The following is a 16,272-nucleotide window of genomic DNA, read 5'->3' as shown; positions in this document are numbered from 1 at the left end:
AGAATCAATCAGATAAGGATATGTCTCATTACGAAGCACCTATACGAAAGCCTCTAGTTACCGGGAACAAAAGCTATCACGATGTGACTGTGGATGTTGCTGCTCCGGTGGAAGGAAGGGCGAATAAAACCTGGTGGATAGTTTTTGCTATCTCCCTTGTGGCCTTTCTTTGGGGTGTTGGATGTATAGTTTACACAATTTCTACAGGTATAGGTACCTGGGGATTAAACAAAACAGTAGGTTGGGCCTGGGATATTACCAACTTCGTATGGTGGGTAGGTATTGGTCACGCCGGTACGCTAATTTCTGCCGTATTACTTTTATTCCGCCAAAAATGGAGAATGGCGATCAACAGGTCTGCAGAGGCTATGACGATCTTCTCGGTTATGCAGGCGGGTCTTTTCCCTTTAATTCACATGGGGCGTCCATGGTTGGCATATTGGGTACTTCCAATCCCTAACCAGTTTGGATCTCTTTGGGTGAACTTTAACTCACCGCTTCTATGGGATGTATTTGCGATCTCGACTTATCTTTCGGTTTCACTTGTTTTCTGGTGGACTGGATTGTTACCAGATTTCGCGATGATACGTGACAGGGCAATTACTCCTTTCACAAAAAGAGTTTACGGAATATTATCATTTGGATGGAGTGGACGTGCTAAAGACTGGCAGCGTTTTGAAGAGGTATCTCTGGTACTTGCCGGTTTGGCAACACCACTTGTACTTTCTGTACACACCATCGTATCTTTTGACTTCGCAACTTCGGTAATCCCGGGATGGCATACCACCATTTTCCCTCCTTACTTCGTTGCGGGTGCGATCTTCTCTGGATTTGCCATGGTTAACACCTTGCTTATCATCATGAGAAAGGTTTCTAATCTTGAAGACTATATTACTATTCAGCATATCGAATTGATGAACATCGTGATCATGATCACGGGGTCTATCGTAGGTACTGCTTATATTACCGAGTTGGTGATCGCATGGTATTCTGGTGTAGAATACGAACAGTATGCATTCCTTAACAGGGCTACCGGACCTTACTGGTGGGCATACTGGAGTATGATGACCTGTAACGTGTTCTCTCCACAGTTCATGTGGTTCAAGAAGCTTCGTACAAGTATCATGTTCTCTTTCTTTATTTCGATCGTGGTAAACATCGGGATGTGGTTCGAGCGTTTTGTAATTATCGTGACTTCGCTTCACCGTGATTACCTTCCATCTTCATGGACGATGTTCTCTCCAACATTTGTAGATATCGGGATCTTCATTGGTACTATTGGATTCTTCTTTGTGTTGTTCCTTCTTTATGCACGTTCGTTCCCAGTGATCGCTCAGGCAGAGGTAAAGACAATCCTGAAGGCTTCCGGAGAAAAATATAAGAAACTAAGAGCTGAGCACGGTGATGATGTATTGCATTATAACCCTGAAACAGTAGGTAGAAACCCTGTTCGTAATGAAGAAGAGGGAGTACACCATAAAATTGAAGATACCGAGCATACTAAGAAGAAAGAAGCAGATCATCCTCATGAGGATACTGTGAATGCAGATGGTATGGTGGTTTCTGAAGTGATGAAAGATCGTATCGATGAGATGTTGTCTAGAATTGGAACTTATGATCCTAAGACTCAGGAAGCATCAGATCTTACCAAATTGAAGAATGTAGGACCGCTACTTCAGCAGCATTTACATCAGGTAGGTATCTACTTGTTCGATCAGGTAAGTAAATTAACAGAACAGGATTTTGAATTGCTTGATGAAGTGATCGAAAATTTCCCTATCCAGGAGAATAGAGAAGGATGGGTTGAGCAGGCAAACAAACTAAAAAATAAATAATCAGGATGGCATCTAAAGTATTACACGCTATTTACCGAGATGACGATTTGCTTTTACAGGCTGTAAAGCAAATTCGCGAGGCACGCTATCACATTGGTGAGATCTATTGCCCATTCCCGGTTCACGGACTTGATAAAGCAATGGGACTTGCTCCAACCAGATTAGCCATCACATCTTTCTTGTATGGTTTAGTAGGTCTATCTGTAGCAGTAGCTATGATGAATTTCATCATGATAGAAGACTGGCCACAGGATATTGGTGGTAAACCAAGTTTCAGTTTTATAGAGAACATGCCGGCATTTGTGCCAATTATGTTCGAATTAACTGTATTCTTTGCGGCTCACCTTATGGTTATTACTTTCTATATGAGAAGTAAATTATGGCCATTCAAGAAAGCTGAAAATCCAGATGTAAGAACAACAGATGACCTGTTCTTAATGGAGGTTGATGCCGCCAATCATAATATAGATGACTTAACGGATTTCTTATACAAGACCGGAGCATCAGAAATTAAATTAATAGAATAATAAATAGTGATAATGAGAAGTTTGTTCCATAAAACTATAGGATTTTGTCTGCTTGGATTTGCAGTTGTTTCCTGCCATGACAAGGGGGATCCAAACTATCAGTACATGCCAGATATGTATGAGCCGGTTGGTTACGAAGCCTATGGTGAGTACGAGGTATTCGAAAATGGTCAGGAGGCCAAATTGCCTGTAGAAGGATCTGTTCCTCGCGGATGGTTGCCTTACGACTACGAGAATAACCCTCAGGGATATCAGGCGGCAAAAGCTAACCTGAACAATCCAATTCCTTATACAGAGGAGAACCTTGCAGAAGGAAAAGCCCTTTACACTATTTATTGCGCGGTTTGCCACGGAGACAAAGGTGCAGGTAAAGGAATCCTGGTTGAAAGAGAAAAGATTCTTGGTGTTCCATCTTATGATGATGCTGGACGTGCGATCACTGAAGGTAGTGTATACCACGTAATGTATTACGGAATCAATAACATGGGGTCTTATGCTTCTCAAACGACCATTAAGGAACGTTGGCAGATAGATCACTATGTGATGAACCTGAAAAATAAGTTGGAAGGTAAGCCTGAAAGAGAATTTGAAGAAGAATCTGAAGTGCAGACAAGTTTACTGCCTTCAAGAGCTGATGCAAATCTATATGACGACGCAGATGATGTGGAGTCTGAGCAGGCTAACGAAAACAACCAAACCGAAACTCAAGAATAAAGATTTAGATCTATCGATATGTATACGCTATCCAGTAAATTAAAATTAACAGCAATCATTTTTATGATTGTTGGGGCTGTAGGTCTCATTTATGGATTCATCGCTGCACCAGAAACTGTTGAGGATGTTAAGGAAATGATGGCCTCAGAACATCATGGTGAAGAGCATGGAGAAGAAATTAATGTAGAACAGCTTCCTGGTGAGAATGTAACCGTTGAAAATATAGAAGGATACGAAAGTGAAACCGCTCATGGGGATGAGGCTCATGCCGAAGCAGGACATGGTGAAGAGGCTGGTCACGGAGATGAGCATTATGAGCACATCCTGCACCAGTTGCAGAATAAGCCCTGGGCTGCACTTTATGTAGCTGCTTTCTTTTTCTTTATGATATCTCTTGGAGTTTTGGCTTTCTATGCTATTCAATATGCAGCGCAGGCTGGATGGTCTCCGGTGCTTTTTAGAGTAATGGAAGCGATTACTGCTTACCTGGTTCCTGGTGGGATCATTGTATTTGTGTTGCTTGTACTTTCAGGTCTGCATTTAAACCACCTTTTCGTGTGGATGGATCCTGAAGTAGTTGCACATGATGAGATCATTCAGAATAAAACAGCATACCTAAATGTGCCATTCTTCCTTATTAGAGCTGCGATCTATTTAGGTGGTTGGATGCTATTCAGACAACTTCTTAGAAAGAACTCTATCAAGATGGATAGTGCAACCGATAATAAGATCTTTAAAAAGAACTTTAAACTTTCTGCAGGATTTCTTGTGTTCTTTATCGTGACTGAATCTATGATGTCATGGGACTGGATCATGAGTTTAGATCCGCACTGGTTTAGTACTTTATTTGGATGGTTCGTATTTGCGAGTTTGTTCGTATCTGGTATTACTACAATTGCAATTATCAGTATCTACCTTAAGTCAAGAGGATATCTTGAATTCGTGAACGACAGCCATATTCATGACCTTGCGAAGTTCATGTTTGGGATCAGTATTTTCTGGACCTACTTATGGTTCTCTCAGTTCATGTTGATCTGGTACTCCAATATTCCTGAAGAGGTGGTATACTTCATCCAGAGAATAGAAGATTATCAATTGCCATTCTTCGGAATGCTGATCACTAACTTCCTGTTCCCTGTATTGCTATTAATGAATAGTGATTATAAGAGAGTGAACTGGTTCGTAATCATGACAGGAATTGTTATCTTATGTGGTCATTACCTGAATGTATATGTGATGGTGATGCCGGCTACGGTAGGAGAGTCATGGTTCATTGGAATCCCTGAGATAAGTGCAGTATTGTTGTTTGGTGGATTGTTCACCTTCATAGTATTTAATGCGCTTACAAAGGCACCTTTACTGGTGAAAGGGAATCCTTTTATCAAGGAGAGTAAGCATTACCATTATTAATTAAGATTGATTGTTTAAAGAAGAACTTATAAAATGACCGTATTTTTAGTAATCATAGTACTAGCACTTCTGGCCGTTACAGGTTGGCAGATCTCTAAGATATTTCAATTGTCTCAGAGGTCCGATGCCGATACTTCTCAGATTGCAAACGATAAGGATAACAAGTCCAACGGAATCCTGATGTTAGCTTTCGTAATTTTCATTTATGTAATTACCGTTTACTGCTTCTGGGAATATGGAAGATTTTACCTGCCTGAAGCTGCTTCAGAACATGGAGGAGAATATGATACTTTAATGTTTATCTCTATTGGTTTGATCATGTTCGTACAGATCATTACCCAGGGATTACTTCATTACTTTGCCTTTAAATACAAAGGGAAGAAGACTCAGAAGGCTTTATTCTACGCAGATAATGATAAACTTGAATTCATCTGGACCATTATCCCGGTGATCACTCTTGCCGGTCTTATTATCTACGGATTATTCACCTGGAGTGATATTATGAATATCAACGAGGAAGAAGATCCTATGGTTATCGAGATCTACGCTTATCAGTTCGACTGGAGAGCGAGATATTCTGGAGAAGATAATACTTTAGGTAAAGCGAATGTTCGTTTTATCGAAGGTGTTAACCAGTTAGGAGTAGATGAATCTGATTCTTATGGTGAAGATGACAAGATCGTAACAGAATTACACTTACCTGTTGGTAAACCGGTATTGTTCAAGTTCCGTTCTCAGGATGTATTGCACTCGGCATACTTCCCATTCTTTAGAGCACAGATGAACGTTGTACCAGGTATGATCACCCAGTTTGGATTCACTCCAACGATTACTACTGAAGAGATGCGTGCTAGCGAGTACATGGTAGACAAGGTAGAAAGTGTAAATGATGTAAGAAAAGAAAGAAATGAAGATCTAATTGCCCAGGGAGAACCTACTCTGGATAGTTATGAATTCGACTATTTCCTTCTATGTAATAAGATCTGCGGACAGGCACACTATAACATGCAAATGAAAATCATCGTGGAGTCTGAAGAAGATTTCAACGCATGGTTAGAAGAGCAGCCTACTTTTGGCAGCACGATAGAAGATAGCAATGCCCCTGCAGAGACTGAAGAAGCTCCGGCAGAGGATGGAAATGAAACAGAAGAGCCACAGGAGAGTGAAGCGGTGGCTGTACTAGATAAAGAATAAAAAAAATAAGCTAAAGAATAAGAGATATGTCAGCAATTGCAAACGCACCGGCACACGATCACCATGATGATCACGGACATCATCATAAGGAGACTTTTATAACGAAATATATCTTTAGTCAGGATCATAAGATGATTGCTAAGCAATATCTTATTACCGGGCTTATTATGGGGATTATAGGTATCGCAATGTCGATCCTGTTCCGTATCCAGCTTGCCTGGCCGGAACAATCTTTCTGGGTATTTGAAGCATTATTGGGTGACAGATGGGCTCCAGATGGAGTAATGTCTCCAAGTATTTACCTTGCATTGGTGACCATTCACGGTACAATCATGGTATTCTTTGTGCTTACCGCTGGGTTAAGTGGTACGTTCTCAAACTTACTGATTCCGTTGCAAATTGGTGCACGAGATATGGCCTCTGGATTCCTTAACATGGTTTCTTACTGGTTGTTTTTCTTATCTAGTGTGATCATGTTAGCTTCTCTTTTCGTTGAATCTGGTCCTGCAATGGCCGGTTGGACGATCTACCCTCCATTGAGTGCCCTGCCTGAAGCTATTAGTGGTTCAGGAACTGGGATGACGCTTTGGTTGGTTTCTATGGCTATCTTTATCGCATCTTCTTTGCTTGGATCTCTTAACTACATTGTAACTGTAATAAACCTAAGAACTGAAGGAATGTCAATGACCAGACTTCCGCTAACTATCTGGGCATTCTTTGTAACCGCTATTATTGGTGTGGTATCTTTCCCGGTACTATTATCTGCAGCTTTACTATTGATCATGGACCGTAGTTTTGGTACTTCATTCTTCCTTAGTGATATCTTCATCAAAGGAGAGGTTTTAAGTCACCAGGGAGGTTCTCCGGTATTATTCGAACACCTATTCTGGTTCCTTGGTCACCCAGAGGTATATATTGTACTTCTTCCGGCCCTAGGTATCACATCAGAAGTTATTGCTACTAACTCACGTAAACCAATTTTTGGTTACCGTGCGATGGTTGCATCTATATTAGCGATCGCTTTCCTTTCAACAATTGTTTGGGGTCACCACATGTTTATTTCAGGAATGAACCCATTCCTTGGATCTGTGTTTACCTTTACTACATTATTGATCGCGATCCCTTCAGCAGTAAAATCATTTAACTATATCACCACTTTATGGAAGGGTAACCTGCAGATGAACCCTGGAATGTTGTTCTCGATAGGTCTGGTTTCAACTTTCATCACTGGTGGTCTTACAGGTATTATCCTTGGGGATTCTACCCTGGATATTAACGTACACGATACTTACTTCGTGGTTGCTCACTTCCACCTTGTAATGGGTATCTCTGCACTTTATGGACTATTCGCCGGGGTGTATCACTGGTTCCCAAAAATGTTTGGAAGAATGATGAACAAGAACCTTGGTTATGTTCACTTCTGGGTAACTGCCGTGGGTGCTTACGGGGTTTTCTTCCCAATGCACTTTATTGGTATTGCGGGTCTTCCAAGACGTTATTACACAAATACGAACTTCCCATACTTTGATGATTATGCAGATGTGAACGTAATTATTACGGTTGCCGCGATCATCACTGCATTGGTTCAGTTGGTATTCCTTTATAACTTCTTCAACTCTATTTTCTTCGGAAAGAAAGCAGTTCAGAACCCATGGAAATCGAATACTCTAGAGTGGACTACCCCGGTAGAACACATCCACGGAAACTGGCCTGGTAAGATTCCAGCAGTATACCGTTGGGCTTACGATTACTCTAAGACTGGTGAAGATGGAGAGTATGTGATCAAGGGACAGGATTTTGTTTCGCAGATCACACCTCTGCAAGAAGGAGAGGAAGAGCTCAATCATTAAGCAAGACCTTAACATATAAGATTTTTCAAAAGCCTTTTCCCAACCGGAAGAGGCTTTTTTAATTATCTTTGAGTTCATATTATACCGGAATTTCAGTGTATTTTTCCTTATATTATTCCGTACAACAGATCTTATGATGAACGAAAACCTTGATGCCAGTGGAGATAGTTTTTCTCCGGAAGAATTTGATATAGAAAGAGCTTTAAGACCGCTTAGTTTTGATGACTTTGCGGGGCAGGAGCAGGTCCTTGAAAATCTTCAGGTATTCGTACAGGCGGCTAACCTAAGGGGAGAGGCGCTGGATCATACTTTGTTTCATGGCCCTCCGGGATTAGGTAAAACTACATTAGCACATATTTTGGCCAATGAACTTAATGTCGGCATCAAGATCACTTCGGGTCCCGTTCTGGATAAACCAGGAGATCTTGCCGGTCTTTTGACCAACCTGGACGAGAGAGATATACTTTTTATAGACGAGATACATAGATTAAGCCCCATCGTAGAGGAGTACCTGTATTCTGCTATGGAAGATTACCGTATAGACATTATGATCGAAACCGGGCCAAATGCGCGTACGGTACAGATCAATTTGAATCCTTTCACACTGATAGGTGCAACTACCAGGTCTGGACTCCTAACAGCTCCTATGAGGGCGAGGTTTGGTATCTCCAGCAGGCTGCAATATTATACAACCGAATTGCTATCAGGAATTGTGGAGCGTAGTTCAGATATTCTAAAAGTTCCAATTACCCAGGATGCGGCAATCGAAATTGCCGGTAGAAGCCGTGGTACTCCCAGAATTGCCAATGCGCTTTTAAGGAGAGTTCGTGATTTCGCTCAGATAAAGGGAAATGGAAAAATAGATATCGAAATTGCCAGGTTTGGACTAAAGGCTCTGAATGTGGACGCGCATGGTCTTGATGAAATGGATAATAAGATCCTGGCTACGATCATAGATAAATTCAAGGGAGGACCGGTTGGTATTACTACTCTGGCCACCGCTGTAAGCGAAAGTGCCGAAACCATCGAGGAGGTGTATGAACCATTCCTTATTCAGCAAGGATTTATTTATAGAACTCCTCGAGGTAGGGAAGTAACCGAACATGCCTATAAGCATCTTGGCAGGATCAAAGGTAGCACCCAGGGAGGACTGTTTTAAGTTTAGTTTCTGGAGAGATTACGATTAGTATCCTAAATTTTGGACTGGCCATGTTTCAGGATTTCAATGATATTATCATCGGGAATTTTGATGGAAACTATTCGCGGAATTCATCGCTTAGAAAATGTCAGGCTGAGCGCAGTCGAAGCTTTAAATTGAAAAAAAATCCAGGCACAATTTGGAGTTTGATTTGAAAGGGATGTCCGGCTGAGCGCAGTCGAAGCCCATAATAGCGGAGTATGTTTTTTTATTTTGTATATGTTCTTGAATGCTCAGACAATTCCTACTACGTGGGAATAACCAATGATTTGGAAAGAAGAGTGTGGGAGCATCTCAGAGGAATTAATAAAGAATGTTATACATTCCAGCGGAGACCCATTGAATTAAAATTTAGTCAGGAATTCAATGATGTATTGCAGGCTATATATTTTGAAAAGAAGTTAAAAGGATGGTCCAGATCCAAGAAAGAAGCATTGATCAATGGTGATTTTGATAGATTAAAGATTTTATCAGAATGCAGAAATGCTACCCATTATAAATACAAGCCAGATAAATAGACACTTCGACTGCGCTCAGTGTGACAATGGTTAGTTTTGAGAATTGAGATATTTATTTAAAATACAGATTTTGATTTCTGAATAATTTTTATGTCAAAGACCATCGGTATTAAGCCCAGGAATACAGAATAAAAAAGAAAAAGCAACATGAGTAAGAATACAAATATCCCTGAAGTTTCCCTATTGAAATTTCTAAAGCATTCCGCTAATATTCTTAAGAATCCGTTGCCTTTTCATTCCCGGAATTTCGAGGAAAAAGGAGATACTTTCCGACTGAATATCGGCTTCAGTAAATCGGTTATATTTTCAAGGGATGCAGGTCTTTTGGAATATGCTCTTCAAAAGAACCAGAAGAATTTTGTTAAGTCAGAGATACAGACCAAGGATCTCGTGAAATACGTTGGAGAAGGTTTACTAACTTCAGAAGGCGAACACTGGAAGAAACAGCGTAAACTTATTCAGCCGGCATTCCATAAAAAGCAACTCGCCAATTTGCTCGATGCCATTAAAGAAGCAATACTTCTGGAATATGAAAAGATCACTCCTGGCAAGGAAATAGACATATTTCCAATCTTTAATGACCTTGCTTTTCAAACCGTGGTGAAATCACTTTTCAGCAGCGCGGCGAACCAGGAAGAGATCAACAGGCTTCAGTTCATCACAGAGGAGACCCAGAAAATGCTGGTAAAGGAACTTAGGCAGCCATATTTAGGTTGGTGGTTCAAGGCTAGTGGGAAAATAGATAGTTACCTGGAACTAACCGCGGAAGCCAGAGAGATCCTTAAAGGCATTGTAAAGGAAAGAAGAGAGTCACAGGAGAGATTCGATGATCTTCTGGATATGTTGCTGGAGTCGAAATATGATGATGGTAATTTTATGGATGAGGAGCAATTGATAGATGAGATCCTGATCCTTTTCACTGCGGGTCATGAGACGACCTCCAATGCGCTTACTTTTACCTGTGAACTTTTAGCCAGGAATCCAGAATGGCAGGAGAAGATATTTCAGGAGATCACATCGCTTAATAAAGAGCATGATGATCTTATGGCGATTGTGACCAAAACTGAAATTACCCAGCAGGTAATAGAAGAGTCTATGCGTCTTTATCCGCCGGCTTATTTTATAGACCGCGTGAATGTAGAGGCAGATGAATTCGATGGAAAGAATTTTGAACCAGGTTCTAATTTGTTGTTCTCATTATTTGAAATTCATCGCCATCCAGATCTTTGGGAAGACCCCGAGGATTTTAAACCGGAGAGATTTGAAGGAAACAGCAGGAAGTATTCTTCGCAATATTTTCCCTTTGGTGCCGGTCCCAGGAAATGCATAGGGAACAATTTCGCCATGTTCGAGATGATCATTGCCATTACCGAACTAATGTCTCAATATAAGATCTCAAAGGTCACCACGCCAATTGAAATAAAACCTCTCATTACCCTGAAACCCAAGAATGCAATATTGAAATTTGAGAAAAGAACAGAATAGGAGCTTTTCAAATTAATTCAATAGTGGTGGTTTCAGAAATGATTAGTCCTGCCACGATTTATAATTAAAATCATTACAGGTAGTTTAATTATTCCATTTTTGTTACCGCTTATCCTTTTCCAAAAGAAATAAGTAGGGATTTCCCTTTGTTACTACCTTAGAATTATTTTCTAATTTTAAAGGTCACTTTATTTTCATACTGGCTTCATTTAAAAGCGATTTGTTAGATTTTTTAGCACCCTCCTCGCCCTTATTCTTCCTTTGATTTACCAGGTTTTATTTTTGTTCTTTAAAAAAATACTGAGTAGCATGAGAATCTGAACTGGTAAACCATTCCAGAACCTGGCTTATTTTTTAATAATTGAAATTTTTAATCTCTTTATTATGAAAAAAATCAACCATCCAATTCATGCTGCCCCCTTAAAGTTCCTGACATCAGCAATCTTTTTGATTTTTTTGATGTTTACATCTTGTAGCCCGGAGCCGGGCTTGGGAGAGTTACCTTCTGAATACCTGGTAAATGCCAGCGCTAAACTTTCAGAACCGGGAGAACCGGAATTATTTTTATCCGGTTTTCAGGGTGCATCAGGTAGCACCATTGGTCCCGGAGGTGATCTATTTGTGACTGAAGGTGCAACTGGAACTATTTCCAGAGTAGATCTTAAAACAGGGGATATTTCAACCTTTGCCACCGGATTACCACCATCGATCATAGGTATAGGTGGTGCAAATGATATTGTTTTTATAGACGATACAGCTTACGTGATTGTAACGCTAGTTGGACCTCAATTTGGAACTGAAGATATCGTAGGTATTTACCGTATAGATGGACCCGAGACCTTCACTGTAATAGCTGATATCGGAGCATTCTCCGTTGAGAACCCACCAAAAACCGATTTCTTCGTTACTATGGGAGTGCAGTATTCTATCGAATTCTATAGAGGTGGCTTCCTTGTGGCAGATGGCCATCATAATCGCGTTTTAGAAGTCACGACTGAGGGAGATATCTCAGTATTTCAGGAATTTGGAAATATAGTTCCTACGGGTCTTGATGTTTTAGGACATACAGTTTATATGGCAGAAGCAGGACCGGTTCCACATAATCCTGAAGATGGAAAGGTAGTTGCTTTTGGTCCGAATTCATCTGACGTCACAACAATCGCATCAGGTGCTCGATTATTAGTAGATGTTGAATTTGGTAGAGGCAGAAGTCTTTTTGCACTTTCCCAGGGAATCTGGAATGAAGAAGGTGAAGGATCGCCAGCATTTCCCGATACAGGATCTCTAGTTCAGGTACAGGATGATGGAACCTTTAGTATAGTAGCCGATGGTCTGGACAGGCCTACCTCCATGGAGATCGTTCATAATAAGGCTTATATCGTGACTCTTATGGGTGATATCTGGACCGTAGATAATATTAGTGCACCTCCATATGGAAAGAATTAGAACCTAACCAACCAGAATTTTGTTGGAAAGCCTGCTTCAGCGGGCTTTCTATTTTAAAACAATTGAGTTAGATTTTCCTGTATTCACTATTCCTATATCTTTGCTGCTATAATGAATGGGAATAAACGTTCAAATACAGAATTAATTAAAGCTGAAGCTAAACGCCTCGGTTTTCTTTCATGCGGTATCTCCAAAGCTGAATTTCTAGAAGAAGAAGCACCAAGACTGGAGAGCTGGCTAAACAATAATATGCATGGGGAAATGCGCTATATGGAAAACTATTTCGATAAGCGCCTCGATCCCACCAAGCTGGTTCCCGGTTCAAAAAGTGTGATCTCCCTTTTGTTTAATTATTATCCCCATGAATTTCAGAATCAGGATTCATACAAGATCAGTAAATATGCCTATGGCCGGGATTACCATTTTGTGATCAAGGATAAACTAAAAGAATTATTATCTACTCTTCAGGATGAAATTGGAGATTTTCATGGACGGGCTTTTGTAGATTCCGCGCCCGTTCTGGATAAAGCCTGGGCTGCGAAAAGCGGACTCGGCTGGATTGGCAAGCATTCAAATTTACTCTCAAAGCAAACCGGCTCCTTCTATTTTATCGCAGAATTGATCGTAGATCTTGACCTGGAATATGATACCCCGGTAACCGATCATTGTGGTAGTTGCACCGCCTGCATAGATGCCTGCCCTACGAATGCGATCGTAGAGCCTTATAAGGTTGATGGCAGCAAATGCATATCTTATTTCACTATAGAGTTAAAGGACGAATTGCCGAATTCCTATAAAGATAAGTTTGACGACTGGATGTTTGGCTGCGATGTTTGCCAGGATGTTTGTCCCTGGAACCGCTTTTCTAAACCCCATAACGAACCATTATTTAATCCACATCCAGACCTTCTCTCTAATGAGAAAAAGGACTGGGAAGAGATCACCCGTGAGACTTTCAATGAGATATTCCGGAAATCTGCGGTGAAGCGGACTAAATTTGAAGGTTTAAAAAGAAATATCAGCTTTTTAAAAGAATAGATTCTTATTTAAAGTTAGCTTACTACCTTTGCTACTCAGCCAAAAAATTGAATTATGAGTAACACTTCCAGAAAGAGAAGAGAGGCACTGGTTTATCATGCAAAACCTAAGCCTGGAAAAATTGAAGTTGTACCAACAAAAAAATACGCCACCCAAAGAGATCTCTCTCTGGCATATTCTCCCGGTGTAGCCGAGCCCTGTCTGGAAATTGAAAAGGATAAAGAGAACGCATATAAGTATACTACCAAGGGAAATCTTGTTGCCGTGATCTCCAATGGAACTGCTGTTTTGGGACTTGGGGATATTGGTCCCGAGGCTTCAAAACCGGTTATGGAAGGTAAAGGTCTGCTCTTTAAGATTTTCGCCGATATCGATGTTTTCGATATTGAGGTGGACACTAAAGATGTAGATAAATTCATAGAAACGGTAAAAAATATCGCTCCTACTTTTGGAGGTATTAACCTTGAAGATATTAAAGCTCCCGAAGCTTTTGAGATCGAACAACGTTTAAAGGCTGAACTGGATATTCCTGTTATGCACGATGATCAGCATGGAACCGCGATCATTTCTGCAGCGGCATTGCTAAATGCCCTTGAACTGGCAAAAAAGAAGATCGAAAAGGTTAAAATAGTGATCAGTGGAGCCGGTGCTGCCGCAGTTTCCTGTACTAAGCTTTATAAGGCATTTGGCGCCAAGGCTGAAAATATAGTAATGCTGGATAGTAAAGGCGTTATTAGAAAGGACAGGGATAACCTTTCCGAAGAAAAAGAAGAATTTGCTACAGCCAGGAAAATCGATACCCTGGAGGAGGCAATGAAAAATGCCGACGTATTCGTTGGACTTTCTATTGCCAATATCGTTTCTCCAGAGATGCTTAAGAGTATGGCCAAGAGGCCTATCGTCTTCGCTATGGCTAATCCAAACCCTGAAATAGATTACGACCTGGCCATGAAAACCAGGAAAGATATCATTATGGCTACCGGTCGTAGTGACCATCCTAACCAGGTGAATAATGTGCTTGGTTTTCCATTCATCTTCCGTGGAGCTTTAGATGTAAGAGCTTCAAAGATCAATGAGGAAATGAAGAAGGCCGCGGTAAAGGCTCTTGCTGAACTTGCAAAAGAGGCAGTGCCAGAACAGGTTAATATCGCTTATGGTGAAACCCGTCTTAATTTCGGGCCAGATTATATTATTCCGAAGCCATTCGATCCAAGACTTATCGCAAAAGTACCACCTGCAGTTGCCAAAGCTGCCATGGATAGCGGTGTAGCCAGGCAGGATATTCAGGACTGGCAGAAGTATGAAGAAGAACTTCTAGAAAGAATGGGTAATGAAAATAAGATTACCCGATTGTTGATTAACCGTGCCAAGACGAATCCTAAACGTATCGTGTTTGCTGAAGCAGATCACCTTGATGTGCTTAAGGCTGCGCAGATCGTAAAAGATGAAGGAATAGGGACTCCAATTCTTTTGGGAAGAAGAGAGGTGATCATCGAATTAATGGGTGAAATAGATTTTGAAGACGAAGATGTTTTGATCATCGATCCAAAATCTGACGAGGAAGAAGAGCACCGTAAAAATTATGCTCATAAATACTGGGAGACCAGGCATAGAAGCGGAGTTACCAAATACGATGCGGAAAAATTAATGCGTGAGCGTAATTATTTCGCGGCAATGATGGTAAATGAAGGAGATGCAGATGCCTTACTTTCGGGATATTCCCGCGCCTACCCAACAGTGGTGAAACCAATGCTGGAGCTAGTTGGAATGGCTAAAGGCGTTACCAGGGTGGCTGCAACCAACGTAATGAATACTTCAAGAGGACCCCTATTTATTAGTGATACCTCCATAAATATAGATCCGCCGGCGAAAGATCTGGCTAAGATCGCTCAAATGACGGCTAGAACAGTACAGCTATTTGGAATGGAGCCGGTGATCGCAATGATCTCATACGCCAACTTTGGCTCATCAAAAGATCCAAGGGCAAGAAAGGTTAAGGATGCGGTTTCTTATTTACACAGGTTCCATCCAGAATTAAGCGTAGATGGAGAGCTACAGGTAGATTTCGCGTTAAACCGGGAAATGCTTCAGGGGAAATTCCCTTTCTCTAAACTAGCTGGTAAAAAGGTGAATACTTTAATTTATCCAGATCTTGATTCTGCGAACAGTACTTATAAGCTTATCAAGGAGCTGAATGATGTAGATTCAATTGGTCCAATCATGATGGGGATGAAGAAACCAGTTCATATTTTACAGCTCGGGGCGAGTGTAGAGGAGATGGTGAACATGGCGGCTGTAGCGGTTGTAGATGCACAGGAAAAAGAAAAGAAGCTCAAAAAATAATTATTAAATACGCTCAAATCAAAAGGCAGAAGGTCAATTTCTGCCTTTACTTTATTTTATTACATTTGAGTTCGAACACAAGTTTTTTTCATGATCCATCACTTAAAGGGGCAATTAATTGAAAAAAATCCAACTTACGTTGTTATCGAATGCAACGGAATTGGATATACCGTAAATATTTCACTGCATACATTTTCGCTTATTCCGGAATCTGAAGCTATAAGTTTGTTTACTTATCTCCAGGTAAAGGAAGATTCGCATACGCTATATGGTTTTGTTGAAAAGTCTGAAAGGGAGATCTTTAAATTGCTGATCTCTGTTTCAGGGGTGGGTACAAGTACAGCCAGGATGATGTTGTCATCGCTGCAGCCAAGAGAGGTTATAGATGCGATCGCATCGGGTGATGTTCCAACCATTCAGAGCGTTAAGGGGATTGGTGCAAAAACAGCTCAAAGAGTAATTTTAGACCTTAAAGATAAGGTACTGAAAGTCCTTGGTGACGATGAAGTTTTCATCTCACAGAACAATACAAATAAGGAAGAAGCGTTATCAGCATTAGAGATCTTGGGATATAACAGGCGCCAGGCCGGCAAAGTTGTTGAAAAGATCCTTAAAGATGATCCTGATTCCACCGTTGAAGCTATAATCAAACTGGCTCTTAAAAAGCTATAAGTAAATTGAGGAACAATTACTTAAAATTGTCTGTACCGGTAT

Annotated in this window: 13 protein-coding genes; all 13 read left to right on the top strand. The window is 40.8% G+C overall.

Annotated elements, in window-relative coordinates; translation table 11 throughout:
* Window positions 1-20: 20 nt before the first annotated feature.
* The 13 genes from nrfD (at window position 21) to ruvA (ending at window position 16,230) form a co-directional block, all read left to right on the top strand.
* The gene (gene nrfD, locus C8P64_RS02175; protein WP_108170415.1) at window positions 21-1,835 is read left to right on the top strand and encodes an NrfD/PsrC family molybdoenzyme membrane anchor subunit; all 1,815 of its coding nucleotides are present in this window, start codon (window positions 21-23) and stop codon (window positions 1,833-1,835) included.
* Window positions 1,836-1,840: 5 nt separating this feature from the next.
* Window positions 1,841-2,362 (top strand): DUF3341 domain-containing protein, encoded by a 522-nt coding sequence (locus tag C8P64_RS02170; RefSeq protein ID WP_108170414.1) that lies wholly within the window; start codon window positions 1,841-1,843, stop codon window positions 2,360-2,362.
* A 12-nt stretch (window positions 2,363-2,374) separates the two neighbouring features.
* On the top strand, window positions 2,375-3,076 hold the full coding sequence (locus tag C8P64_RS02165) for a c-type cytochrome (RefSeq protein WP_108170413.1): 702 nt from the start codon (window positions 2,375-2,377) through the stop codon (window positions 3,074-3,076).
* Between the two features lie 18 nt (window positions 3,077-3,094).
* Window positions 3,095-4,486, top strand: a complete 1,392-nt coding sequence (locus C8P64_RS02160; RefSeq protein WP_108170412.1) for a quinol:cytochrome C oxidoreductase — start codon at window positions 3,095-3,097, stop codon at window positions 4,484-4,486.
* 33 nt (window positions 4,487-4,519) lie between these two features.
* The gene (locus tag C8P64_RS02155) at window positions 4,520-5,680 is read left to right on the top strand and encodes a cytochrome c oxidase subunit II (protein ID WP_108170411.1); all 1,161 of its coding nucleotides are present in this window, start codon (window positions 4,520-4,522) and stop codon (window positions 5,678-5,680) included.
* A 26-nt stretch (window positions 5,681-5,706) separates the two neighbouring features.
* Window positions 5,707-7,530 carry a cytochrome c oxidase subunit I gene (locus tag C8P64_RS02150; RefSeq protein WP_108170410.1) on the top strand — a complete coding sequence of 608 codons (1,824 nt, stop codon included), beginning with the start codon at window positions 5,707-5,709 and terminating at the stop codon, window positions 7,528-7,530.
* 136 nt (window positions 7,531-7,666) lie between these two features.
* Window positions 7,667-8,689 carry a Holliday junction branch migration DNA helicase RuvB gene (gene ruvB / locus C8P64_RS02145; RefSeq protein ID WP_108171247.1) on the top strand — a complete coding sequence of 341 codons (1,023 nt, stop codon included), beginning with the start codon at window positions 7,667-7,669 and terminating at the stop codon, window positions 8,687-8,689.
* Window positions 8,690-8,928: 239 nt separating this feature from the next.
* Window positions 8,929-9,246 carry a GIY-YIG nuclease family protein gene (locus C8P64_RS02140; protein ID WP_108170409.1) on the top strand — a complete coding sequence of 106 codons (318 nt, stop codon included), beginning with the start codon at window positions 8,929-8,931 and terminating at the stop codon, window positions 9,244-9,246.
* A gap of 147 nt (window positions 9,247-9,393) precedes the next feature.
* Window positions 9,394-10,731: a cytochrome P450 gene (locus C8P64_RS02135; protein WP_108170408.1), complete on the top strand. Its 1,338-nt coding sequence runs from the start codon at window positions 9,394-9,396 to the stop codon at window positions 10,729-10,731.
* A 459-nt stretch (window positions 10,732-11,190) separates the two neighbouring features.
* Entirely contained in the window at window positions 11,191-12,177 is a 987-nt protein-coding gene (locus tag C8P64_RS02130; RefSeq protein WP_170106617.1) for a ScyD/ScyE family protein, read from the top strand.
* Between the two features lie 111 nt (window positions 12,178-12,288).
* Window positions 12,289-13,215, top strand: coding sequence for a tRNA epoxyqueuosine(34) reductase QueG (gene queG / locus C8P64_RS02125; protein WP_108170406.1), 927 nt, complete (start codon window positions 12,289-12,291; stop codon window positions 13,213-13,215).
* 54 nt (window positions 13,216-13,269) lie between these two features.
* Entirely contained in the window at window positions 13,270-15,558 is a 2,289-nt protein-coding gene (locus tag C8P64_RS02120; protein WP_108170405.1) for an NADP-dependent malic enzyme, read from the top strand.
* 90 nt (window positions 15,559-15,648) lie between these two features.
* Window positions 15,649-16,230 (top strand): Holliday junction branch migration protein RuvA, encoded by a 582-nt coding sequence (gene ruvA / locus C8P64_RS02115; RefSeq protein WP_108170404.1) that lies wholly within the window; start codon window positions 15,649-15,651, stop codon window positions 16,228-16,230.
* The last annotated feature ends 42 nt before the right edge of the window (window positions 16,231-16,272 follow it).

This window comes from Christiangramia gaetbulicola (genome assembly GCF_003054225.1).
In the GTDB taxonomy this organism is placed as follows: Bacteria; Bacteroidota; Bacteroidia; order Flavobacteriales; family Flavobacteriaceae; genus Christiangramia; species Christiangramia gaetbulicola.
The sequence above is the reverse complement of the archived record's forward strand: the minus strand, read 5'-3'. Positions and strand labels throughout refer to the sequence as shown.